Below are 22,118 nucleotides of genomic sequence, written 5' to 3' on the forward strand. Positions count from 1 at the left end.
GATGCCTTCAACCCTTCGACAAATCATCGCGATGAGCCGCGCCTCACTGCTCAGTCTCCCCCGCAGGCTGGCCATTTCCCTGTCCATGGTCGGGTCGATCATGCTGGTCGTTTGTGTCCTGAGCGGATTTCTCGCAATGGCACGTGGGTTCGAGATCACGCTGCAAAGTGCGGGATCGCCGGATGTCGCGGTCATCCTTGGTGGTGGCACGCGACAGGAAGGCAACTCTGAGATCCCCTCGGATGTTGTCCGGTCTCTTATGGCGATGCGCAAAGATATTGGTGCTATGCGCGACGATCGGGATGTGCCGATCCTGTCGCAAGAACTTGTGGTTCCTGTCGAGTTTCGCAGCCGCGCCGATGACTTGGGTGAAACTTTGGCGCTGCGAGGCATGGAAGACACGGGACCCAGTATTCGCACCGGGGTGACTTTGTCGTCCGGTCGCGCAATGCGGCCCGGTACGCGTGAGATCGTGGTGGGTGACCAACTTGCCTCCCGGTATCCTGGCTTGGGCATTGGTGATCAGGTTCGGCTCGGTCCGGTCGATTGGACAGTTGTCGGTCATTTTGCAAGCTTTGGCAGCGCCCTGGAGTCAGAGATTTGGGGCGATGTCGAAGCCGTCGCGGCCGCGTTCAATCGTGTGGGCGAGGTGCAAAGCCTGCGGTTGAGGCTGGCTGAAACCGATAAGGTTGACGGGCTCAACCGGGCGGCTGCCGAATTTGCTGGGGCTCAGCTTTTGGTGCTGACCGAGGCCCAGTTTTACGCCGGCCAATCTGCCGGAACGTCGCAGCTGGTCAGATACTTTGGGTGGCCGATCGCGATTTTGATGGCTATCGGCGCGGTCGCAGGGGCGCTGAATACCATGATGAGTTCCGTTTCGGACCGAACCGTCGAGATCGCCACCGTGCGCGCATTGGGATTTAGCCGTCTGCCCGCTTGCATGGCGACATGGTTGGAAGCCATGTTGCTGTCTGTACTCGGGGTTGGCCTGGGCCTCACCGTTTCTTGGGTGTTGATGAATGGCTGGCAGGCAAGCACAATGGGCGCAAACGGCGCAAAACTGGCCTTCCAGCTGGTGGTCAGCAGAGACGTAATGGTAAGTGCCGCGCTGGTTGGATTGGCAATTGGGGCCATTGGCGGAGCTCTACCCGCGATATTCGCGGCACGACTACCAATTTCTGATGCAATGAGGCGGCGCGGGTAGCGACTTAAGTCGACTAAGTGCTCAAAAAATTCCTCTCACCGCATTGCGCTTGCGAAACAGATACGTGTCAGTGAACGGCCACGCCCCGGTTCTGCCAGACCATCCACAATCCAATTCGGAAGTGGCGGAACTGTTACGCACGAAGTCGAGCAGGCGCAGCGAACGGCAGCAATGCGGGCAGCTAGTACAGCATCGCGCCCGTGTGTCGAGTGACCGGTATGGGCCGCCCGCGAGAGCGGCCCGTTAACGTTAGATCTCTATCGCTTCGGCGATTGCTAAGGCATCCTCGAGTTCGACGCCGAGATACCGGACTGTACTGTCCATCTTAGTGTGGCCAAGAAGAAGCTGAACAGCGCGTAGGTTTCCGGTCTTCTTGTAGATCTGAGTGACCTTGGTTCTCCTCATTGAATGGGTTCCGTAGGCGCTTGCTTCGAGACCGATCGACGTGACCCAATCGCGGACAATCCGTGCATATTGGCGTGTCGAGATGTGCAAGCGTTCATGAAATCGGCCGGGCCAAAGGTACTCCGAACCGACCATCAGCTCATCTTCCATCCACTTCTCAACAGAGGCACGTGTGCCTTCCGATATCTCAAAGCGCACGGGTTTCTGCGTCTTGCTTTGAAGGACCGAAGCCCGTTCCTTAATCTGACCCGATGACATGACATCGGCGACCTTCATCTTCACCAGATCGCAGTCGAGGAGCTTACTGTCGATTGCCATGTTGAAGAGCGCAAGATCGCGATGATTTTCGGCAAGCTCGAGGCGAACTCGGATTGCCCAGACATGCTTTGGTTCCAGCGGTCGCTTCTGGCCGACGATGCGTCCTTTGTTCCAGGCTGGGCGAAGAGCACGAATGGCAGGTAAGTTTGGGGTTTCCATGGTTGATCCTCCGATCCGCCATGCCCACCCACAACGACAACCCGACGTTGACCGGAGAATTTTATCACAGCATGCTGCGCTGCCTCCGAGGTCCGCGATGAGCCCATTTTGCCGATGCTGCGCTTGGTTCCAAAGTCCGTTACCCCGCAGAACCCGGTCGTTCGTCAGGCAACTGGCGTGAAATCCATTGTCCAGTTGGTTTCCCAGGTGGCTCCAGCATCAGTCGAGAAAGCTTGTTCCCATCGTGGGACCGGCCCTTTTTTCCAAAGAAATCTGACGATGAGGGGTTGCCCGTTCAACACGTCATGCGCGCGAAATTCACCGGTATCTCCTGTGAATTTACCCTTTACCGGTGTATCAAGCCTGTGGGGCGATCTACCGTCGAGCCACCAGATTGCCCATTCCCCTGAACCTGGATTGAAGCTGCGCAGGGCAATGGCGCGATAAGGCTGTCCAGGAAGCTCGACAAGGTTGTCTTCAACATTTCCATTGCCTGCGAGGATTGGCTGCGTTTGCGAAAGGCCTGCGAAAACCTCCCAATCATCGCAGCCGGTTAGCCGCTCTTTTAGGCGTCTGTGCTGTACTGTCCAAGACCCGAACATGAAGTCAAAATCATTCTGAACGGTGTTTGTAGCCTCGCGGCCGCGATCGGTTTGCATGGATTGTCCTTTCTCCGTGACATGACTGCTTATGAGAGAGATAACCCGACATAACGTGTCATGTTTTTTGGAGAGCCGATGAAATCCTCTCGTTTACTGTCAATTTTGTTGTGCCTTCAAACCCGCGGCCTGATGACGGCGCAGCAGCTGGCCGACGAATTTGAGGTCAGCTTGCGCACGATCCACAGGGACATCGACCAGCTAAGCTATGCAGGTGTCCCGGTTTTCGCCGAACGCGGACGCAATGGCGGCTATCGGTTGATGGATGGTTACCAGACCCGATTGACGGGCCTTGACGCAGATGAAGCGCGCAGCCTGCTGTTGGCGGGGCTTGGCTCCGCATTGGATGATCTTGGTTTGCTGGAGGCCGCGAGCCAAACAGAGCTGAAAGTCATGGCGTCGCTCTCTGGCACGACGCGCGATCAGGCCATTGTTGTTTCAGAGAGGTTCTTGTTGGATCCGATGGGTTGGTATCAAAAGAAAACCATGGCTCCATTTGTGTCTGAAGTTGCCTCGGCGGTGTGGAATGAAAGGCAGCTGTCGATAGAATACGAAAGCTGGAACGGTGTCGTGCACCGTATTGTGTCGCCCCTGGCGATTGTCCTGAAAGCTGGTAACTGGTATCTCGTCGCGCTCGTCGAAACCCCACGTGTCTACAAGATTGCAAACATACAGAGCATCAAGCTTCTTGACGAAACGTTCTCTCGGCCGAGGACTTTTGATGTCAGCGCCTTTTGGCACAGCTGGATCGCAGATTTCGAGCGCCGGCTTAAGTCTCAACCAGTTGAACTTCGGGTCAGTTCAACCGGTTTGCGCATGTTGACGGAAAGAGGCTTTGCACCGCAGTCGCCTATTGAGATTCCGAAACGAAATGGATGGTTCTCTGTGTGCGTACAAATGGAACTTGGCGTGAAGGCCGTTCGCGATGTTTTAGCTCTGGGTTCTGAGGCCGAGGTGCATGAGCCAGCCGCATTTCGAAAAGACGTGATCGCTGAGGCCCGCAAGGTTATCGCTCTAAACCTATCTTGATTTCGCCGATGTCCGCTTAGTGCAGTAAGCGGGCACCCTTGGCGATCGCAACGAACGCCCGCACTGTGTGAGTTCGCTATAGCTTCGATTTCGCGGTCGCGGCGAAAGTCGGCAATGTGGGCTGCAACGCAGCATCGCAGCTGGAGGCCGGATGTCGGGTCTGGGCCGTTCACAAACTTCTCGGTTTAGACGCAGAAAATTGAGATATTCCCTGCCAAGTCGACCTGAAGACGTCGAAACACGCAATCAGCATGCCGCCTTACATAGCCTCCAACGTGTGGGTGAGGCCATTTCGAATGTGATCTTCCAACAGTCTCTTCGCCGTACCCGCGTCTCTGGCCAGCGCGGCATCGAACATGCCCTTGTGCTCCTTGACGGCTTCTTCGCCGCGATAGGTCAGCACGAGCATCTGATACCGCAGATATTTGTCGTAGATGATCGAGTGCAGAGACAGAAGGTTCTTGGAGTTGCAGGCCGCGATCATCGCTTGGTGAAATTCCCAATCATATCTTTTCCAGGTCTCTTTCTCGGACTCGTCGCCCTTGAGAAGCTGCTGTTCCATCAGGTGCAGCTTGTGATGTGCGGCGACGAGGTTGCCTTCCCAATCCGTATCGCCATTTGCAATCGACAATTCCAATGCGTGGCATTCCAACAGGACGCGCAGTTCCGCTATCTCGGTCAGATCCTCGGGTGAAACCGGCGTGACCAGGAAACCCCGTTGCTCGGGAGCTTCGACAAATCCGTCGCTGGCGAGCCTGTTCAGCGTTTCACGAAGTGTCGAAAGGCTTGCTGAGTAGCGTTCCTTCAAGGCGTCCAGCTTCAGTTTGGAACCGGGCTGTAACTCTCCGAAGATGATATCCCGCTTGATGCGCTGATAGGTGCTTGCACCTATCGTGGACGGCTGTTTCGCCATGCGTTTCACCCGATATTCTCAGTTTCTTCCTTCAATTAGCATTTTTTGCAGACACCAGCAATCCAAACAGAAATCTGGTAAAAAGAAAAATATCATATATTATTGCGGAATTGCGAAAACCCCAATACGGTCGCGGCCAAGTTGGGCAATGCAGCCCGGTCTCAATAATCGGTTTCGGGATTTTCCGGACCTTCCAGAAGGAAGCAAAGTGTCTAAGAACTTTCGCATTGCTATTGTCGGCATTGGCCTCGTTGGACGCCGCCACGCAGACGCTATCCGAGCGTTGCGCCATGTGGATCTTGTCGCGGTGGTCGACCCCAGCGACGAAGGCCGTGCGTACGCCGTTGAGCACGGGGTCGCATGCTACGCGACCCTCGAAGAAATGTTTGCAAATCAAACGCTGGACGGAGCTGTGCTTGCGACCCCGACGACGCTTCATGTCGAACAAGGCCTCACATGTATTCGACATGGTTGTCCCGTTCTCGTCGAAAAACCGATCGCCGTGGAAGCCACCGCTGCACTGGAGCTTGTCCAAGAAGCGGAGAGGGCCAATGTGCCACTGATGGTCGGCCATCATCGTCGGCACAATCCTCTGATCAAGTCAGCTAAGGAAGCCATCGTCGATGGGAAGATTGGGGATGTGCGCGCTGTCCACGCGAATTGCTGGTTCTATAAGCCCGACGAATATTTTGATGCTGCGCCATGGCGAAAGAAATCCGGGGCAGGACCCATTTCGGTCAATCTTGTCCATGATGTGGATCTTCTGCGGTACCTGGCCGGAGAAGTCGTGACCGTACAGGCGCAGTCGGCTGCATCGCAACGCGGTTATGACAACGAAGATGTCGCGGGCGCGCTGTTGACGTTTGAAAGCGGAGCGATTGGGACCATCAGTGTGTCCGACAGCATCGTCGCTCCGTGGAGTTGGGAGATGACGTCTCAGGAATATCCAATCTATCCGTCGACCACTGAGAGTAGCTACATGATAGGTGGCTCTCATGGGTCGTTGTCCGTCCCCGATCTTCGACTGTGGAGCTATCAGAGTGAGCAAAGGGATTGGTGGATTCCAATCTCGTCAACCGCGCTGAAGAAGGGTTCCTCTGACCCACTGGTCAATCAACTCAGGCATTTTGTCGAAGTTGCTCGGCACGAAGCAGATCCGATTGTGTCCGGCTGGGAAGGCTTCAGAACACTTCAAGTCATTGAAGCCATTCAGAATTCCTGCAGGACTGGCGAGACTGTCAGAGTAAGAAGTCTTCTTGAAATACAACAACAGAGACTGCAGGTAATAGGAAATATCTGATATTTTGGAAAAAATCTTGCAAAATGTCCAAAATAGGGCAAAACTCAGAATCGGAAAAATGCATCGTGATGTCTCAGGGAGGAGCAAAGTGATTACCAAACTTACCCGCCGGGCTGCTGTATCAGCCCTGGTCGCAACCGGTGTTCTGTTCAGTGCAACAAGCGGCGCACTGGCGGAAGACAAAGTGCAACTTCGTCTCGCAACATCAGGATCGGAGACCGACCAGCGCTCGGTCGCCATGGCCGAGGTTTTCGCGCCCATGGTCGCTGATTTCGCAAGCTACGAGCCCAGCTATAATGGCACTATCTTCGCCCAAGGCACTGAGTTGGACGCCATCAGCCGAGGTAACCTGGAAATGTCGATCACATCGGCGCAGGAACTGGCGCAGTTCTTCCCCGAGTTTTCGATCTTCACCGCCGGCTACGTCCATCAGGACGCGGCGCATCAGGTGGCTGTCTTCAACGATCCATTAATGGATGCCTTTAAGCAGAAGGCCGAAGAAGAGCTGGGCGTCAAACTGTTGTCGGTTATGTATCTGGGTCGTCGTCAGGTGAACCTGCGTCAGCCCAAGGATGAGCTGACCGTCTCAACGCCAGCCGATCTGGAAGGTGTGAACCTGCGGATGCCGGGCACAGACGCATGGCAATTCCTTGGCAAAGCTCTGGGTGCCGCCCCGACACCAATGGCGTTTTCGGAAGTCTACACCGCGCTGTCGACCGGGGCCGTAGACGGTCAGGACAACCCGCTGCCGACCGTTGTGGACGCGAAGTTCTACGAAGTGACCAACCAGATCGTTTTGACGTCTCATCTGGTTGACCTGAACTACATCGCAATCGGCAAAGAGGTCTGGGACGGCCTGACACCGGAACAGCAAGCCAAGGTTCAGGAAGCTGCCGACGCAGCCGCTGAAGCTGGCCGCCAGAAGCAGCTTCAGAAAGAAGAGGACCTTGTCAGCTTCCTCAAGGAGCAAGGCATGGAGGTCTATGAGCCCGACCTCGCGGCGTTCCGCGATCAGGTGCAATCGATGTATCTGGAAAGCGAATTCGCCGGAGCATGGCCAGACGGTGTCCTGGAACAGATCAACGCTCTGGGCAACTAAGCTCATCTACACAAGGGAGGGAGAACCACAATGAAAGGCTTCATAAAGGGGTTCTCCCGACTGACCGAAGCGATTGCCGGCGGGATGCTGGCGGCAATCTTCCTGATCTTCCTTCTCCAAATTCTTCTGCGATACTTCTTTACCCCTGCTGGCTGGACACTGGAACTCATCGGCATTCTTTGGGTCTGGGTGATCTTCTTCAGCTGCGCCTTCATCGTGCGCGAACGGGACCATGTGAAGTTCGACATCATCTACCTTTCGGTGCCGATGCGCGTGCGTCAGGTCTTTGCCATGATCGCGGCAGCCGCCATCGTGGTGGGGATGCTCTACAGCTTCCTGCCGACATGGGACTACATCGACTGGATGAAAATCCGCAAAACGGCGACCGTGCGAAACCCGTTCTCGGGCGAGAAGGTTCCCCTGCGGACCGTGTTTTCGATTTATGCGGTCTTCATGCTGGTTGTGGCCGCACGCTATGGCTGGCTGTTTTTCGATATCCTGCGAAACGGACCGCCAAAGACCGAGCTGGAACTGGTCGTTGGGTACAACGTGGTTGACGATCACCCCCGGGTTGACGGTGAAGACGACGAGGACGCAAGCAAATGAGTTTTGAACTTCTTTCCTGCCTGCTCGCTCTCTTTCTTCTGGCAGGCATCGGGACCCCTATCGGCTATTCCATCCTCTTGGCCTCATTAGTGTACCTGGGCACGGCCGGACTGGACGTCGCCCTCGCGGGCGAGAAGATCCTGCAAGGCTTCTACAAAAGCACGATCCTGCTTGCCGTGCCTTTGTTCATCGTCGCCGCGAATATCATGAACGCTGGGTCGATCACGGACCGTCTGCTGAATTTCTGCGTCGCTGCTGTCGGGCGATTTAAGGGCGGCCTCGGGCACGTCAACGTGGTTGCGTCGTTGATTTTCTCCGGCATGTCCGGCTCTGCCGTCGCGGATGCTGCAGGGATCGGCAAGATCATCATTGAGATGATGACCAAGGATGGTCGCTACAGCCGAGGTTATGCTGCCGCAATCACCGCGGCGTCGGCGACGATCGGCCCGATCATTCCGCCCTCGATCCCGATGGTGTTGTACGCGCTCGTTTCCAAGGCCTCTATCGGGTCGCTGTTCCTGGCCGGTATTCTGCCGGGCCTGATCATGGGCGTCGTCCTCATGGCGATGAACTACTATTTGGCCGGAAAGCGGAACTTTGCATTGGAAGAACCTGTTCCGTTGCGCGAGTTGCCGGCTAAAACCGCCAACGCGTTTCCGGCACTGCTGATGCCCGCAATCCTGTTGTACGGCATATATGGCGGCGTCACTACTCCGACTGAGGCTGCAGCCGTGGCTGCATTCTACGCCCTGCTACTGGCAGCGCTGTTCTACCGCGCGCTGACCTTCCGTGGCCTTTACCAAGTGTTCGTCGACAGCGCGCGCTCTTCCGCAGCCGTCGGGGTGGTCATCGGTGGCGCGTTCATTCTGAACTTCATCGTCATTCAGGAACAAATCCCACAGTCGATCTCAGCGCTGCTCGAAGGGTCGGATGTCAGCCCGATTGTTTTCCTGATCCTCGTAAACCTGCTGATCCTCGCGCTGGGTTGCGTGTTGGACGCAACAACGATCATTCTGGTGATCGTGCCCCTGTTTATTCCAACCTGCGAAGCGCTCGGGATTGATCTGGTGCATTTCGGAGTGCTGGTCGTGGTGAACTCGATGATCGGCCTGATCACGCCGCCCTATGGCATTCTGCTTTTCGTGATCAACGCCGTGACGGACATTCCGCTGCGCGAAATCATCTCGGAAATCTGGGCCTTCCTCGCGGTGCTAATCTTCGCCCTGGTGATCATGATGCTGATGCCTGATCTGGTCCTATGGTTGCCGCGTATGTTTGGGTACCAGGGATAATGTGCCTCTCGGTTTCGACAACGTCGATCCCCGGTGATCTGGCCGAAAAGCTGCGTGCTATCGCTGACGCGGGATTCGGGGGCGTCGAATTGCACGAACCGGATTTGACCGCTTTTGACGGGCCGCCATCGCAAATTCGGAACATTGCATCAGATCTCGGCCTTAAGATTTGCCTGCTGCAACCCTTCCATAACCTTGAAGGCCAGTCCGGCGGTGGACAGGAGCGCGCCTTTGATCGGCTGAAACGCAAACTCGACCTGATGAGCGAGTTGGGAACGGAACTGCTGCTCATCGGGTCTGCTTTCGAGGTCGATGCCGCTGCGACCGAAGAACAGGTAATCGCAGATCTTGGCGAAGCGGCCGAGATCGCGAAAGAGATGGGATTGCGTCTGGCCTATATGGGCTTGCCATGGTCGGATCTTGTTCACTCGGATGAGCAGGCGTTAGGTGTCGTTGAAGCTGTCAACAGCCCTCATCTGGGGTTGGCTTTGAATTCATTCTTCTCGCTTGCAGACGGGTCCAAACCCGCCCGCCTTCGGGACATTCCCGGAGAGCAGCTGTTCCATGTGCAACTGTCCGATGCACCCCGGCTTGAGATGGATATACGTCGGCTCAAACGGCACTTTGGGCTTCTGCCGGGGCTTGGGTCGCTGAACCTTGCGGGCTTCGTACGGGTTTTGTCCCGCGCCGGTTACAAGGGGCCTTGGTCCATTGCGCGCGTCAACGAAGCAGCTCCTCAACCCGGTGGCCGTACACTGGCCCGAGACAGCTACAGGTCGCTGGTGAACCTTCTGGATGAGGTATCCCGGACCGAGCCGGGAACCGATTTCGGCATCCCGGACCTGCCTGAGCGCGTCTATGCGTCAGGCTTTGAGTTCGTCGAATTTACAGCCGACGAAACAAGCGGCGCGCAACTGGCAGATATGCTGTCAGCAATGTGTTTTCGAATGGAGCGAAAGCATGTGAGCAAGTCCGTCGAGTTGTGGCGTCAGGGTGCTATCAACATCGTTGTGAACACCGAAAAGGAAGGCTTTGCCCATTCGGCGTTCCTGGGTCACGGCCCCTCCGTTTGTGACATGGGATTGCGTGTCAAAGATGCGGATCAGACGGTTCAGCGGGCGACCGCCTTGGGCGCGCCGAATTTCTCACAGCCGGTAGGGACCGGGGAACTGGACATCCCGGCCATCCGAGGTGTTGGCGGCAACGTCGTCCATTTCATTGATGAGAAATCTGATCTGCATCGGGTATGGGATATCGAGTTCGAGCCAGTCGCTAAGACTAAAGCGACCCAGCCTGCCGGTCTGCGCCGTATCGACCATCTGGCACAGACGATGCGTCACGATGAGATGCAAAGCTGGCTGCTCTACTACATTTCGACTTTTGAGATGGCAAAGTCTCCTATTGTGAACGTTGCCGACCCGTCCGGCGTGGTGCAAAGCCAAGCTATCGAAAGTCCCGAAGGCGAAGTGCGCCTGAACCTGAACGGGGCCGTTGGGCGTAGAACGCTGGCAGCGTCATTCCTTGAAGATGGGTTTGGGGCCGGTGTTCAGCACATCGCCTTCCAGTCGGATGATATTTTTGAAACGTCGGATCAGTTGCGCAAATCAGGCTTTCCCAGTTTGGCGATCCCGGAAAACTACTACGCCGATCTGCAAGCGACCTTCGGATTGGATGATGATCTGATCGCCCAACTGCGCGAGGGCAACATTCTCTACGACCGGGCAGCGGGTGCCGAGTATTTTCAAATCTACAGCCGCCCGATCTTCAACGGCTTTTTCTTTGAAATTGTTGAGCGCCGAACTGGTTACGCCGGTTATGGCGCGCGAAACGCGCCCATTCGCCTTGCCGCGCAAAGCAAAACTCAACCGCTCAAAGAGGTGCAGACTCAATGACCGTGCTGGGTGAAAACATGACAATGGATGAGCGCGCCGTTCGCCAATGGTGGCGTACCTCCATCATCGACATGAAACCCGGCCAGATCGCTTTTCGCGGCAACGCCATAGAGGACCTGATCGGGAACGTATCTTTCCCGCAGATGATCTGGTTGATGGTGCGGGGAGATCTGCCCAGCGACGCGCAAGCGCGCCTGTTCGAGGCCGCTTTGGTCGCAGGCGTGGACCACGGTCCGCAGGCCCCCTCGATCGCGGCGGCGCGCATGGCTGCCACCTGCGGGGTCGGGCTGAACAATGCGATGGCAACTGCGGTGAACATGCTGGGCGACGTACACGGTGGGGCAGGGGAGCAATGCGCCGAGCTTTATTTTGATATCGCGGTCCGCATGGATGCGGGAGCTTCGCTGAATGACGCTGTTCGGGATGGCTTGGACAGCTGGCGCGAGACCTATGGCAAAATCGTCTCGGGCTTTGGTCACAGGTTCCATAAACCCGTCGATCCACGTGCGCCCCGATTGATGCAACTTGTTCGTGATGCGGCGATAGAAGGTACAGTTTCTGGCCGGTTTGCCGATATCGGAGAAGAGGTTCAGGCCGAGCTTGGCCGTCAACGCGGCGGTCGGCCCATCGCCATGAATATCGACGGCGCAACGGCGGTGATCTTTTGCGAACTTGGCTTTCCTGCGCCCTTGTCGCGGGGGCTGTTTTGCCTGTCCCGCTCGGTTGGAATACTTGCCCACGCCTGGGAGCAGATGAACCAGGGGGGTCGGAACAAAGGGCCGATGCCCCCGAATTACTTACCCCTCTATGAAGACAGGAATGATGACAGGTGAGACATCGAAATCCTTCCGGGTCGGCCTTATCGGCTGTGGTCGTATCAGTGATATCTATCTAAAAACACTATCAAAGTTTTCGAACGTCGAGGTTGCGGCTTGTGCAAGCCTCGATCCTCAGGAGAGCCGCGCCAAGGCGGATAAATATGGCATCGTCAAAGCCTGCACGCCAGATGAGGTGTTCGACGATCCGACGATTGACTGCGTTCTGAACCTGACAATTCCGGCGGCGCATGCCGAAATCAGCCTGCGCGCGTTGACGGCGGGCAAGCACGTCTATTCAGAGAAGCCGTTGGTTATGAATCGAACGGACGGTAGGGCGATCCTGCACATGGCCTCTGAAAAGGGGCTACTGGTCGGTTGCGCACCCGACACGTTTCTGGGCGGACGTTGGCAGACCGTTCGGCGCTTGATCGATGAAGGCGCTATCGGGAAACCAACAGGAGTTTTTGCCCATGTCGGGACCCACGGGACGGAGCGCCACCATCCTAACCCGGATTTCTACTACCAGGCCGGTGGCGGGCCCTTGCTGGACCTTGGACCATACTACCTGACCGCCATGATTTGCTGCCTTGGTCCCGTTGACAGGGTCGCCGGAATGGCACGGCGGACATTTGACCAGCGGATGATCGAAAACGGCCCGCGCAACGGCGAATGGATGGATGTGGAGGTCGACACGCACTCCCTAAGCCTGCTTCAGTTTTCATCTGGAGCCATAGGGTCGATGACCATGAGCTTCGACGTCTGGGACAGCGAAACTCCGCGGTTCGAGATCTATGGCGAAGACGGGACCATCAGCATCCCTGACCCTGACCCGGTTCATGGCGCCAACATCTTTCAGGGGGATGTCTGGTTGAAGACGCGGGACACCTCGCGCTGGTCTCATCAGCCTCGTCCAACTGGTCGCGAAGACTGGCAAGTGGTCGAAAACAAACACGGGTTCAATGAGGACAGCCGCGGGCTCGGCCTTTTGGATCTGGCCTTGGCGACACAAGAAGGACGCCAACCCCGTGCAGGTGGAGCGCTTGCCTACCACGTTTTTGAGGTCATGGACGCGATCGAACGGGCACCGAAATTTGGCGCCTATCAGACAATAGAAAGCCGTTGCGCGGCTCCGGAGCCTTTGCCGGTCGATTTCCTTAACGATGAGAGGAAGGAATTGGTTCATGCCGATTGAGACACTCGACTTTGCTCAGCCATTCTTTCGCGTCCAGCACATAACTGACGAGCGCAGAATTTCTATCGAGGGTCGCGCCATCGTCCTTAACCTTGGGGGGCGAAATCTCTCTGTCGAGGATCAGACCATTGCACCGCTTTCCTCTGTGATCGTGCAAGACAGCAAGCTTAGCGGCGTGGAACGTACCGTCATTGTCCACGGTTTCGACGCCCATGCCGATGACAACGAGTTGTTCGCATGGGTGAAAGATACATGGCCATCTGCTTTTGATGTTCGCCAAGAGGAGCGTCTGCGCGGTGTCAGCCACTACATGTCGCCGAAGGTCTTCGTGGGTAACGTTGGACTGACCATGTACCATTCCGGCTCGGTCCCACTGAATGTCGGATTGCACAAAGATCATCCGTTCTGCCCGGTGCCGGGGTTCCGCGAAGTGCATACGCAAATTGTTGGCTTCGGTAAAATGCAGCAATGTCGTGAGCGGGACGTTGAAACCCTTTACCTCGAAGAATTTATGGCGCCGGGCACGACGCACAAGCCGATGTATGACGCCGAAGGCAACTATCCCTGGCATCAGTACGAGACGATTACCCCCAGCATCTTCATGGCGGTGGAAATACTGCCTGAGGGCGTACGGGTACCGGAAATGGAGGTTCGGAATGGCTGAGAGACTTTTACCCGAAGACCTGAACTTTGACGGACCTTTCCCCCGGTTGTCTCGCCGTTTGCGGCTGGGCGTTGTTGGCGGTGGGCGTATCTCGGTCACGCAAGCGATGGCGGCGAGGACGAGCGACCGATGGGAGGTCGCCGCAGGCGCGCTCAGTTCAGATGCCGAGCGCAGCAAAGCACGTGGGGCCGAGTGGTTCCTGCCAGCAGACAGGTGCTATGCGTCCTTCGACGAGATGGCACAGGCCGAGGCGGCGCGCCCGGATGGCGTGGATGCCGTTATGATCACGACCCCGAACCACGTTCATTTCGAAGCGGCCAAAGCGTTTCTGGAGGCGGACATTGACGTGCTGTGCGACAAGCCTCTGACGATCGAAGTCGACGAGGCCGAGGGGCTTGAGGAGATTACCGCGCGCACGGGGCAGGTTTTTGCCGTCGGTTATGCGATGTCGAGTTTTCCGGTGATCCGTCAGGCCAAACAAATCGTGGCCGAAGGCGGTATCGGCAAGATCAACCAAATCCATGTTGAGTTCATGCAAGACTGGATGACGCCCGATGATGTGGCTGATGCGCCCCACGTCAAATGGCGGCTGGACCCAAAGATTTCAGGTCCGACCAGTTGTGTCGGCGATATCGGCACCCATGCCGCGCATCTGGCCAGTTTTGTTTCGGGCTTACCGATGACCGACCTGAGGGCCGAGTTCCATGTTTGCGGCGCGCCAAAGCCTTTGGAAGACACGGTGTTCATGTTCACCCGTTACCAAAATGAAGTCCCCGGAACCTTGATGGCAACACGCCTTGCCCCCGGAAATCGGGGTGGGTTGCGGTTGCGCATATTCGGGAGCGAAGGAGGTCTCGAGTGGGATTTGGAGAATTCGGAACAGCTGAAGTTCAATCGGTTTGGTGAGCCGGATCGTATCATCAGCCGAGGTCACGGGCACGGTATCGGCCCTGGCGCGGAACGTCTGATCCGGACCGCGCGCGGCTTCCCCGAAGGGATTATCGAAGCCTGGGCCAACCTCTATACGGAATTTGCCATGGCCGTCGCCGCGCGTCGGGATGGCGTTACCGTTCCGGCCGATTGGCTCTCTTTTCCCAGTGTCGATCAAGGCGCAGACGGTGTTCGATTCATTGATGCCTCTGTGCGCTCTCACCAGTCCGGAGGGGACTGGGTCACTCTCTAAGGCGCTGCCAACACGAATGTAAAACACGCCCGGGCTATTGCCCGGGCGTTTTCATTTCCTGCTCAGTATTAAATGTTGATATTTTAAAAAATATCAGATATTTTTTACTACGTGTGATGAAATTTAAATTCGCAGACACGTGGAGCTGTCGTTCATGGTGAAACCCGAAGAGGCTGGCGCAAGCCCCTCTCTCTATTCCTTGGCGCATCTGACGCTGATTGGCTGTACGCCGCCCGAGCTGGTCTATATCGCCGCCCGGGCCGGTTACGATGCCGTCAGTCCCCGATTCATTCCGATGCATGTGCCCGGAGAATTCACCCAATCCCCGATCGACAAGGCACAGGTGCAGGCTACCAAAACTGCGCTCTCCACAACCGGTTTGAAAGTCCTTGATGTCGAACTGGCGCGCATCACTGAAGATGCCGATCCGCGCAGTTTTGAGCCTTCTCTGGAGATCGGCGGGGAACTGGGCGCTAAACGCATGATCATGAGCGCGTGGACAAACACCCGCGATGATCGTGATTTTCTGATCGACGTCTATTCCGAGACCTGCGAGTTGGCAGCACCCTATGGGCTGACGGTCGATTTGGAGTTTCCAAGCTTTTCCCGCCTGCGCACTCTGGATGAGGCGCTGGATATTGTCCGCGCCTCTGATCAGCCGAATGGCGGTATTCTGGTCGACACACTCTACCTGCACCTCAGCCGTGTCGATCTGGGAGAGCTGTTGCACGTCCCCTCGGAGTTGTTTCACTTCCTGCATATCTCTGATTGCCTGCCCGGCATCGCCGATACGCGTGAGGGTATGATCCAACTAGCCCGCGATGCGCGGCTCTATCCTGGCGAAGGCTGGATTGATTTCACCGGCATAATCGAACGGATGCCGCCCGTTGATTATTCTATTGAACTGCCAAACCAAAGCCGCGTTGCCGAGTTGGGATATGAAGAACACGCGCGTCGCTGTCTCAGCCACGCCAAACGAACATTCGGCGAGGCGCGGTCACAGCGTCGTATGCCCGATGCAGCAATTCCAAAACACCAAGAGGATTATCATGGGCAAAGAGCTCACTGAAAACGACCGCAATATGGCGGCCGATATGCTGGCACGCGCCCGCGCTGCCATGGCCGAGATCGAGGATTGGGATCAGGACAGGCTGGACCGCCTGTCTCAGGCCATTGCGTGGTACGCAGGAAACGAGAAAACCTTCACCCGTCTGGCCCAGCAAGGCGTGGACGAAAGCGGTATCGGAGATCGTGCGGGACGTCCAGCAAAGCGGTTCAAGATTCACATGGTGCTGCGCGATGTCCTGCGCACACCCTCGACCGGCATCGTCGAGGTTGATGAGGAAAAAGGTCTGGTTAAATATGCCAAACCTGCCGGTGTGATCGCATCCCTGATCCCGATGACCAACCCGGCGATGACGCCACCAGTGACCGGTGTTTCCGCCGCGAACGCCCGGAATGCCGTCATCTTTAGCCCGCACCCGCGAACCGCCCATACCACCTTTGAGATGGTCGAGGTCATGCGTGCAGCCTGCCGTGCCGCCGGTGCCCCCGAAGACCTGTTCCAGTCGATCCGCAAGCCGTCGATCCCGTTGACGCAACATCTGATGGAGATTTGTGACCTGACGCTGGCGACGGGTGGCAAACCCATGGTCAAAGCGGCGTACAGCTCAGGGCGTCCAGCCTATGGTGTCGGCGCGGGCAATTCATCCATTGTCATCGATGAGACAGCTGACTTGGACATTGCTGCTCAGAACACCCGTATTTCAAAGACGTCTGACTTTGGCTCGGGTTGTTCGGCCGACGGTAACATCATCATCCAGCGCTCGGTTTACGACGATATGATCAAGGCGCTTGAGGCCGAAGGCGGTTACCTGTGTTCTGACGAAGAGAAGGCCATGCTCGAAGCGGCAATGTGGGATGACAAGGGCAACCGTACCTTCCCAACCATCGCCTGTCCGCCGCAGCAAACGGCCAAGGTCGCCGGTTTTGGCATCCCCGAAGATCGCAAGTTTCTGATGGTTGAAAATCAGGGGCAAATCGGCCCGCAGCACAAGTTCTCCAAGGAAAAACTGACCACGCTGATGGCGCTTTATCACTTCGACACGTTCGATGACGCGCTGGAAACGGTCAGCCAGATCTACAACACCGGGGGCAAGGGCCATTCCTGCGGCATCTACAGCCACAATGACGATCACATCGACCGGTTGGCGCGTCTGGCTCCGGTCAGCCGCATGATGGTGCGACAGCCTCAGTCCAAAGCCAACGCAGGTGCCTGGACCAATGGCATGCCCATGACCAGCAGCCTCGGCTGCGGCATCTGGGGCGGTAACATCACCAACGAAAACGTCACCATGAAACACATGATGAACTATACCTGGGTCAGCCGTCCAATCCCCGAGGATCGCCCCTCGGAGCCGGACCTGTTCGGTGAGTTCTACGGACAGGAGGTCGCGTGATGGACGGAGCGAAACTGGAAGATAAGACCGTTGCCGAACATATCGTTGACTTCCTCGAACGTCGTGAGGTCAAGCATGTATTCGGCCTTTGCGGGCACACGAACATCGCGGTTCTGGCCGCGTTGGCGGAAAGTCCCATCGATTTCGTCACCGTGCGGCATGAACAGATCGCTAGCCACGCGGCGGACGCCTATGCCCGGGTGACAGGCAGGGCCTCGGTGGTGTTGTCCCATCTCTCCCCGGGACTGACCAATTGCGCCACCGGGGTCGCCAATGCCGCATTGGATTGTATCCCGATGGTGGTGATCGCGGGGGACATTCCGACGCATTACTATGGCAAGCATCCGCATCAGGAGGTGAACCTGCACGCAGACGCGGCCCAGTGGGAGATCTATCGCCCCTTTGTTAAACGCGCTTGGCGGGTGGATCGCGCGGACCTGATGGCCGAAATTCTGGAAAAGGCGTTTCATCTGGCTGAAACCGGCCAACCCGGCCCCGTGTTGGTCAACGTCCCCATGGACATCTTTTCCGAGGTCATCCCCGCGGACAGCTTCGACCGCATCCGCGACAACACGCGCGCGCTCAAGAAACCGTCCATCGACGACGAAACCGCGCGCGAGATTGTCGAAGCGTTGGCGAAGGCCGAAAACCCGGTCGCCTATGTCGGCGGCGGTGTCCTGTTGGCGCAAGCCAGCGAGGAGTTGCGCGGCTTCGTCGAACATATGGGGTTGCCCGTCGCGCATTCCCTGATGGGCAAGGGTGCGCTGCGGGACGACCATCCGCTGGTGTTGGGCATGACCGGGTTTTGGGGCACCGAACTGGTCAACCAATCCTGTCTGAATGCCGACTATATCTTTGCCGTGGGCACGCGGTTTAAGGAGGCCGACTGCTCCAGTTGGTATCCCGGCTATACGTTCAATATTCCCGGCTCAAAGGTCATTCATATCGACATCGAACCGCAGGAGATCGGTCGGAACTATCCCACCGAAATCGGCGTCGTTGCGGACGCCAAGGCCGCGTTACGTGTCCTCAACCGAGTTGCCCGCGAGATGTATCCGGACGGTTTCAACCGCCCCGCGCTGGAACGGCAGATCACGGATTTCAGGACAGAATTCAAAGCGCGCAACGTGGAAATGGCGACCTCGTCGGCCTTTCCGATGATGCCCGAGCGTATTCTGGCAGATACCCGCAAGGCACTGCCCGAGGATGCCATCATCACCACGGACGTTGGGTGGAACAAGAACGGTGTCGGACAGCAATTCGATATCCTGACCCCCGGCTCGATCCTGACCCCGGGCGGGTTCGCCACGATGGGTTTTGGCCCTCCTGGTGCGATTGGCGCGAAACTGGCGGCCCCTGATCGGGTGGTGATCAGCCTGGTCGGTGACGGGGGCTTTGGACAGAACCCCTCAATGCTGGCCACGGCGGTTGAGCTTGATCTGGGCATCATCTGGCTGGTGATGAACAACAACGCCTTCGGCACCATCGCGGGCCTTCAAAAGGCGCATTACGGTCTGACCTACGGCACCACATTCCCCGGATCAGCCGAAGCGCCCGCAAACGGGCCGGGCTATGCCGACATTGCGCGGGCCTACGGTGCGGAGGGACACAGGCTCAGCGCAGCCGATGAACTGTTGCCGGCATTGGAAGCGGCAATTGCCAGTGGAAAGCCAACCGTGCTCGACGTCCCAATGATCAACAACCCGACACCAACAACGGGACATTGGAACATCCTGGACATCTACTCGCCAGATAAAAAGGTTTCTCACGTCGCGACTTAAAGATACTGGGCGCGTTCGGACACGCCCAGTATCTTGCGTCAATGCTCATCCGTGTTCGAGCAGATATCAATATGTCCCGCTTTGTATCCCAACTTCGGAGGCATGGGATACATGTCGACTTGAAGGGGCGGAATTCCCCTTATTTTGTTGCTCTTTCGGAGAATGGTGGCTGGGGTGGTAGGATTCGAACCTACGATACACGGTACCAAAAACCGCTGCCTTACCACTTGGCTACACCCCAACGGTGAGGCGCTATCTACGATTGTTGGTTGGAGGGTTCAAGGCCTTTCCAGCAAAAAATCAGCAAGCTTGGAAAATATTTTTCAGGGCAGGGTCGGCATGGGTTTGCGCCCCAAATCGACGGGCTGTTCCGAAGGCATGTCGACGGGCTTCGTGCGTCCTGTCCCGGCGGGTCAATTCGAGGTTGGGCGCTGAAGGGGGTCCTCATTGGGTGACTTGCGGAGGGGCATACTTACCTGTTTCATGAGGTGGGACCTGCAATGAACGCACGGCACTCCCTCAATGGCAGGTGAGAAAGTCAGAAGGTGAGACATGAAAGCTCTGCGCACTCCGGATGAAAGATTTCACGGGTTGGCCGATTATGCCTTCGCGCCGCATTACTTGCAGGTCGATGACACGGAGGGCGGCACGTTGCGCGTCCACTATGTGGACGAGGGGCCGCGGGATGCCGATCCGGTGCTGATGATGCATGGCGAACCCAGTTGGTCGTATCTCTACCGGCATATGATCACGGGATTTGTCGCAAAGGGTCATCGGGCAGTTGCACCGGATCTGATCGGGTTTGGGCGATCTGACAAGCCAGCTGAGCGTGGGGATTATACCTATGAACGTCATGTCGCCTGGATGGGGGAATGGCTCCGTAAGGTGGATCTGCGCAATGTCACTTTGTTCTGCCAGGACTGGGGCGGGCTTATCGGCCTGCGGTTATGGGCTGAAATGCCGGAAAGATTCGCGCGGATCGTTGTGGCCAACACCGCTTTGCCGACGGGGGATCAGCCGATGGGTGCGGCGTTTGAGAACTGGCGCCAATTCAGCCAGGAAGTGCCGGTGTTTCCCGCCGGTGGGATCCTCAAGGGCGGAACGGTTGCCCCATTGTCGGAAGACACCATTGCAGCCTACGACGCACCGTTTCCGGATGAGCGTTTTAAGGCCGGAGCGCGACAATTCCCGATGCTGGTTCCGTCCTCGCCCGAGGACCCGTCGTCGGGTCCGAATCGCAGGGCGTGGGATGTGATCCGCAACTTGGACACCCCGGTTCTGACGGCGTTTGGGGCAGATGACAAAGTCATGGCCGGAATCGACACCGTGTTTCAGCGGCTGTGTCCGGGGGCCGCCGGTCAGCCGCATGTCGTGCTGCCGGATGCGGGCCATTTTCTGCAAGAGGATGTCGGTGCCGAACTGGTGGAGCTAACCTGCGACTTCATTGCGCGGACAAGCTGATTCCGGGGTTGCACGACTACGAGTTATTCGCGGATTTCCGCGGGGTCGACGCCCCAAAGGCTGGATTTGAGCGCCCAGCCGCGATAGCCGCCGGCGGAAATGTGGCACCAGTCCGGATTGCAACTGCCCAGCCGGGCGACAACCCCGGATTCGAATTGGGCGCTGACCTGCGCGTTCGGATCGGGGCTCGTATAGACCGGCAGCATCTCGGATTCGATCAGAACGGTGCGCACGCCCGACAATAAGGCGTAATGAACCCATCCGCCGGCACCGTCGCGGTCCTGAACCTTGCGCCAGTTGCCGTATTCGGCGGTGATTTGCAGGGGCATTCCGCGCCTTTTGAACACCCAGTCGATTCGATGGGTCAGCGACGGGCCACGCCGCACATTACCTTCGGCAGCTTTCATCGAAACATAACGTGGCAAAGGCAGGTTGGTGACAGGGCCGCGGTTATCCTGTGCGCTGGCGACCACGGGGCCGAACGCGAACAGAAGCACGGACACTATTGCCCAGAAACGGCGCATTACCGGTAGAGTACCACTCACTGACTGTCTGCTCTTGTGCCTGTTGATCTGTGTTCGAAAAAAGGTCGACTCAATGTCTTAGGAGTTCTTGTGCCCCGCCTTATCCTGCGCCACGATGCCATGGCGCGCGAAAGTTTGCAAAGCAGTGGGAGGGCGAAGGTGCCAAGAGAACGTCTGAGTGTTGTCGTTACGCGACGGTTGCCCGAGGCGGTTGAAACCCGGTTGAGCGAGCTGTTCGACGTGCAGCTGCGTGACGATGATACGCCGATGTCGCGCGAAGAACTGGTGACCGCCGTCCAAAGCGCGGACGTGCTGGTGCCGACCGTGACGGATACGATCGACGGTGGCCTGCTGGGGCAGGCCGGCGAGAATCTGCGCCTGATCGCGAATTATGGGGCTGGCGTTGACAATATCGATGTTGCAACTGCGCGGCAGCGCGGAATTCTGGTTTCGAACACTCCGGGTGTTCTGACCGACGACACCGCCGACATGACCATGGCGCTGATACTGGCCGTGACGCGCAGGATACCCGAAGGTCTGGCGGTCATGCAAAAGGGGGACTGGTCAGGCTGGGCGCCAAATGCCTTTCTGGGTGGCCGGATCGGCGGGCGGCGTCTGGGCATTCTTGGAATGGGACGCATCGGTCAGGCCGTGGCGCAGCGGGCCAAGGCGTTTGGCATGCAGGTGCATTATCACAATCGCCGCAGGCTGCGCCCCGAGACCGAACAGGATCTGGAGGCGACCTATTGGGAAAGCCTGGACCAGATGGTGGCGCGGATGGATGTCATCTCGATTAACTGCCCGTCCACGCCGTCGACCTTTCATCTGATTAATGCGCGGCGTCTGAAGCTGATGAAGCAGACAGCTGTTATCGTGAATACCTCGCGCGGTGAGGTGATCGACGAAAACGCACTGACCCGGCAGATCCGTTCGGGTGAAATCGCCGGGGCCGGGCTGGACGTTTATGAACACGGAACGAATGTGAATCCGCGCCTGCGGCAATTGCCGAATGTCGTTCTGTTGCCCCATATGGGGTCGGCCACGCTGGAGGGGCGTATCGAAATGGGCGAGAAGGTCATTATAAATATCAAGACCTTCGAAGACGGTCACCGGCCACCGGATCAGGTCGTACCATCCATGTTGTGACGAGTTTGGGCCTC

General features: G+C 57.3%; 20 protein-coding genes and 1 tRNA gene. 16 read left to right on the forward strand and 5 right to left on the reverse strand.

Going from position 1 to position 22,118, the window contains the following annotated elements; all coding sequences use genetic code 11:
• Position 1 precedes the first annotated feature (1 nt).
• On the forward strand, positions 2–1,204 hold the full coding sequence (locus tag ACXAC3_RS07580; protein ID WP_475158307.1) for an ABC transporter permease: 1,203 nt from the start codon (positions 2–4) through the stop codon (positions 1,202–1,204).
• A 249-nt stretch (positions 1,205–1,453) separates the two neighbouring features.
• Here the strand turns inward: ACXAC3_RS07580 and ACXAC3_RS07585 are convergent, their stop codons facing one another.
• On the reverse strand, positions 1,454–2,086 hold the full coding sequence (locus ACXAC3_RS07585; protein ID WP_475158310.1) for a tyrosine-type recombinase/integrase: 633 nt from the start codon (positions 2,084–2,086) through the stop codon (positions 1,454–1,456).
• 164 nt (positions 2,087–2,250) lie between these two features.
• A complete protein-coding gene (locus tag ACXAC3_RS07590) occupies positions 2,251–2,745 on the reverse strand; it encodes a DUF1579 domain-containing protein (RefSeq protein ID WP_475158314.1) in 495 nt (164 codons plus the stop codon).
• A 78-nt stretch (positions 2,746–2,823) separates the two neighbouring features.
• On the opposite strand from ACXAC3_RS07590, the gene ACXAC3_RS07595 reads away from it, so the two are divergent.
• The gene (locus ACXAC3_RS07595) at positions 2,824–3,774 is read left to right on the forward strand and encodes a helix-turn-helix transcriptional regulator (RefSeq protein ID WP_475158316.1); all 951 of its coding nucleotides are present in this window, start codon (positions 2,824–2,826) and stop codon (positions 3,772–3,774) included.
• Positions 3,775–4,033: 259 nt separating this feature from the next.
• On the opposite strand, the gene ACXAC3_RS07600 is transcribed toward ACXAC3_RS07595, so the two are convergent.
• A complete protein-coding gene (locus tag ACXAC3_RS07600; RefSeq protein WP_475158319.1) occupies positions 4,034–4,687 on the reverse strand; it encodes a GntR family transcriptional regulator in 654 nt (217 codons plus the stop codon).
• A gap of 148 nt (positions 4,688–4,835) precedes the next feature.
• Here ACXAC3_RS07600 and ACXAC3_RS07605 point away from each other — a divergent pair, with 148 nt between their 5' ends.
• The 12 genes from ACXAC3_RS07605 (at position 4,836) to ACXAC3_RS07660 (ending at position 18,973) form a co-directional block, all read left to right on the forward strand.
• On the forward strand, positions 4,836–5,987 hold the full coding sequence (locus ACXAC3_RS07605) for a Gfo/Idh/MocA family protein (protein ID WP_475158320.1): 1,152 nt from the start codon (positions 4,836–4,838) through the stop codon (positions 5,985–5,987).
• A gap of 88 nt (positions 5,988–6,075) precedes the next feature.
• The gene (gene dctP, locus ACXAC3_RS07610) at positions 6,076–7,086 is read left to right on the forward strand and encodes a TRAP transporter substrate-binding protein DctP (protein ID WP_475158323.1); all 1,011 of its coding nucleotides are present in this window, start codon (positions 6,076–6,078) and stop codon (positions 7,084–7,086) included.
• A 30-nt stretch (positions 7,087–7,116) separates the two neighbouring features.
• Entirely contained in the window at positions 7,117–7,692 is a 576-nt protein-coding gene (locus ACXAC3_RS07615; RefSeq protein WP_475158324.1) for a TRAP transporter small permease, read from the forward strand.
• Positions 7,689–8,984 carry a TRAP transporter large permease gene (locus tag ACXAC3_RS07620; RefSeq protein ID WP_170328647.1) on the forward strand — a complete coding sequence of 432 codons (1,296 nt, stop codon included), beginning with the start codon at positions 7,689–7,691 and terminating at the stop codon, positions 8,982–8,984. The genes ACXAC3_RS07615 and ACXAC3_RS07620 overlap by 4 nt, the downstream gene beginning before the upstream one ends.
• Positions 8,984–10,876, forward strand: a complete 1,893-nt coding sequence (locus ACXAC3_RS07625) for a bifunctional sugar phosphate isomerase/epimerase/4-hydroxyphenylpyruvate dioxygenase family protein (protein ID WP_475158327.1) — start codon at positions 8,984–8,986, stop codon at positions 10,874–10,876. Before ACXAC3_RS07620 ends, ACXAC3_RS07625 begins: the two co-directional genes overlap by 1 nt.
• On the forward strand, positions 10,873–11,709 hold the full coding sequence (locus tag ACXAC3_RS07630; RefSeq protein ID WP_475158329.1) for a citryl-CoA lyase: 837 nt from the start codon (positions 10,873–10,875) through the stop codon (positions 11,707–11,709). Before ACXAC3_RS07625 ends, ACXAC3_RS07630 begins: the two co-directional genes overlap by 4 nt.
• On the forward strand, positions 11,696–12,886 hold the full coding sequence (locus ACXAC3_RS07635) for a Gfo/Idh/MocA family protein (protein ID WP_475158331.1): 1,191 nt from the start codon (positions 11,696–11,698) through the stop codon (positions 12,884–12,886). The genes ACXAC3_RS07630 and ACXAC3_RS07635 overlap by 14 nt, the downstream gene beginning before the upstream one ends.
• Positions 12,876–13,550, forward strand: coding sequence for a hypothetical protein (locus ACXAC3_RS07640; protein ID WP_475158333.1), 675 nt, complete (start codon positions 12,876–12,878; stop codon positions 13,548–13,550). The genes ACXAC3_RS07635 and ACXAC3_RS07640 overlap by 11 nt, the downstream gene beginning before the upstream one ends.
• Positions 13,543–14,733 carry a Gfo/Idh/MocA family protein gene (locus ACXAC3_RS07645; protein WP_475158335.1) on the forward strand — a complete coding sequence of 397 codons (1,191 nt, stop codon included), beginning with the start codon at positions 13,543–13,545 and terminating at the stop codon, positions 14,731–14,733. Before ACXAC3_RS07640 ends, ACXAC3_RS07645 begins: the two co-directional genes overlap by 8 nt.
• A 154-nt stretch (positions 14,734–14,887) precedes the next feature.
• On the forward strand, positions 14,888–15,802 hold the full coding sequence (locus tag ACXAC3_RS07650; RefSeq protein ID WP_475158340.1) for a sugar phosphate isomerase/epimerase family protein: 915 nt from the start codon (positions 14,888–14,890) through the stop codon (positions 15,800–15,802).
• Entirely contained in the window at positions 15,783–17,192 is a 1,410-nt protein-coding gene (locus ACXAC3_RS07655; protein ID WP_475158342.1) for an aldehyde dehydrogenase family protein, read from the forward strand. The genes ACXAC3_RS07650 and ACXAC3_RS07655 overlap by 20 nt, the downstream gene beginning before the upstream one ends.
• Positions 17,192–18,973, forward strand: a complete 1,782-nt coding sequence (locus ACXAC3_RS07660; protein WP_475158343.1) for a thiamine pyrophosphate-binding protein — start codon at positions 17,192–17,194, stop codon at positions 18,971–18,973. Before ACXAC3_RS07655 ends, ACXAC3_RS07660 begins: the two co-directional genes overlap by 1 nt.
• A 166-nt stretch (positions 18,974–19,139) precedes the next feature.
• Here the strand turns inward: ACXAC3_RS07660 and ACXAC3_RS07665 are convergent.
• Positions 19,140–19,214: transfer RNA gene (locus ACXAC3_RS07665), tRNA-Gln, on the reverse strand.
• Between the two features lie 311 nt (positions 19,215–19,525).
• Here ACXAC3_RS07665 and ACXAC3_RS07670 point away from each other — a divergent pair.
• Complete coding sequence (locus ACXAC3_RS07670) at positions 19,526–20,434, forward strand: haloalkane dehalogenase (RefSeq protein ID WP_475158347.1); 909 nt, start codon at positions 19,526–19,528, stop codon at positions 20,432–20,434.
• Positions 20,435–20,457: 23 nt separating this feature from the next.
• Here the strand turns inward: ACXAC3_RS07670 and ACXAC3_RS07675 are convergent, their stop codons facing one another.
• The gene (locus tag ACXAC3_RS07675; RefSeq protein ID WP_475163382.1) at positions 20,458–20,958 is read right to left on the reverse strand and encodes an SH3 domain-containing protein; all 501 of its coding nucleotides are present in this window, start codon (positions 20,956–20,958) and stop codon (positions 20,458–20,460) included.
• 159 nt (positions 20,959–21,117) lie between these two features.
• Here ACXAC3_RS07675 and ACXAC3_RS07680 point away from each other — a divergent pair, with 159 nt between their 5' ends.
• Positions 21,118–22,104: a 2-hydroxyacid dehydrogenase gene (locus ACXAC3_RS07680; protein ID WP_475158350.1), complete on the forward strand. Its 987-nt coding sequence runs from the start codon at positions 21,118–21,120 to the stop codon at positions 22,102–22,104.
• Positions 22,105–22,118 lie beyond the last annotated feature (14 nt).

The sequence above is a fragment of the Ruegeria sp. ABV4_181 genome (assembly GCF_056158465.1).

What these genes read in the sequence shown, in the direction of transcription:
- ACXAC3_RS07590 (WP_475158314.1), bottom strand. Translation starts at nt 2,745, where the DNA reads ATGCAAACCGATCGCGGCCGCGAGGCTACAAACACCGTTCAGAATGAT.
- ACXAC3_RS07660 (WP_475158343.1), top strand. Translation starts at nt 17,192, where the DNA reads ATGGACGGAGCGAAACTGGAAGATAAGACCGTTGCCGAACATATCGTT.
- ACXAC3_RS07615 (WP_475158324.1), top strand. Translation starts at nt 7,117, where the DNA reads ATGAAAGGCTTCATAAAGGGGTTCTCCCGACTGACCGAAGCGATTGCC.
- ACXAC3_RS07585 (WP_475158310.1), bottom strand. Translation starts at nt 2,086, where the DNA reads ATGGAAACCCCAAACTTACCTGCCATTCGTGCTCTTCGCCCAGCCTGG.
- ACXAC3_RS07630 (WP_475158329.1), top strand. Translation starts at nt 10,873, where the DNA reads ATGACCGTGCTGGGTGAAAACATGACAATGGATGAGCGCGCCGTTCGC.
- ACXAC3_RS07635 (WP_475158331.1), top strand. Translation starts at nt 11,696, where the DNA reads ATGATGACAGGTGAGACATCGAAATCCTTCCGGGTCGGCCTTATCGGC.
- ACXAC3_RS07640 (WP_475158333.1), top strand. Translation starts at nt 12,876, where the DNA reads ATGCCGATTGAGACACTCGACTTTGCTCAGCCATTCTTTCGCGTCCAG.
- ACXAC3_RS07580 (WP_475158307.1), top strand. Translation starts at nt 2, where the DNA reads ATGCCTTCAACCCTTCGACAAATCATCGCGATGAGCCGCGCCTCACTG.
- ACXAC3_RS07625 (WP_475158327.1), top strand. Translation starts at nt 8,984, where the DNA reads ATGTGCCTCTCGGTTTCGACAACGTCGATCCCCGGTGATCTGGCCGAA.
- ACXAC3_RS07605 (WP_475158320.1), top strand. Translation starts at nt 4,836, where the DNA reads ATGCAGCCCGGTCTCAATAATCGGTTTCGGGATTTTCCGGACCTTCCA.
- ACXAC3_RS07620 (WP_170328647.1), top strand. Translation starts at nt 7,689, where the DNA reads ATGAGTTTTGAACTTCTTTCCTGCCTGCTCGCTCTCTTTCTTCTGGCA.
- ACXAC3_RS07650 (WP_475158340.1), top strand. Translation starts at nt 14,888, where the DNA reads ATGGTGAAACCCGAAGAGGCTGGCGCAAGCCCCTCTCTCTATTCCTTG.
- ACXAC3_RS07670 (WP_475158347.1), top strand. Translation starts at nt 19,526, where the DNA reads ATGAAAGCTCTGCGCACTCCGGATGAAAGATTTCACGGGTTGGCCGAT.
- ACXAC3_RS07600 (WP_475158319.1), bottom strand. Translation starts at nt 4,687, where the DNA reads ATGGCGAAACAGCCGTCCACGATAGGTGCAAGCACCTATCAGCGCATC.
- ACXAC3_RS07645 (WP_475158335.1), top strand. Translation starts at nt 13,543, where the DNA reads ATGGCTGAGAGACTTTTACCCGAAGACCTGAACTTTGACGGACCTTTC.
- ACXAC3_RS07655 (WP_475158342.1), top strand. Translation starts at nt 15,783, where the DNA reads ATGGGCAAAGAGCTCACTGAAAACGACCGCAATATGGCGGCCGATATG.
- ACXAC3_RS07675 (WP_475163382.1), bottom strand. Translation starts at nt 20,958, where the DNA reads ATGCGCCGTTTCTGGGCAATAGTGTCCGTGCTTCTGTTCGCGTTCGGC.
- ACXAC3_RS07595 (WP_475158316.1), top strand. Translation starts at nt 2,824, where the DNA reads ATGAAATCCTCTCGTTTACTGTCAATTTTGTTGTGCCTTCAAACCCGC.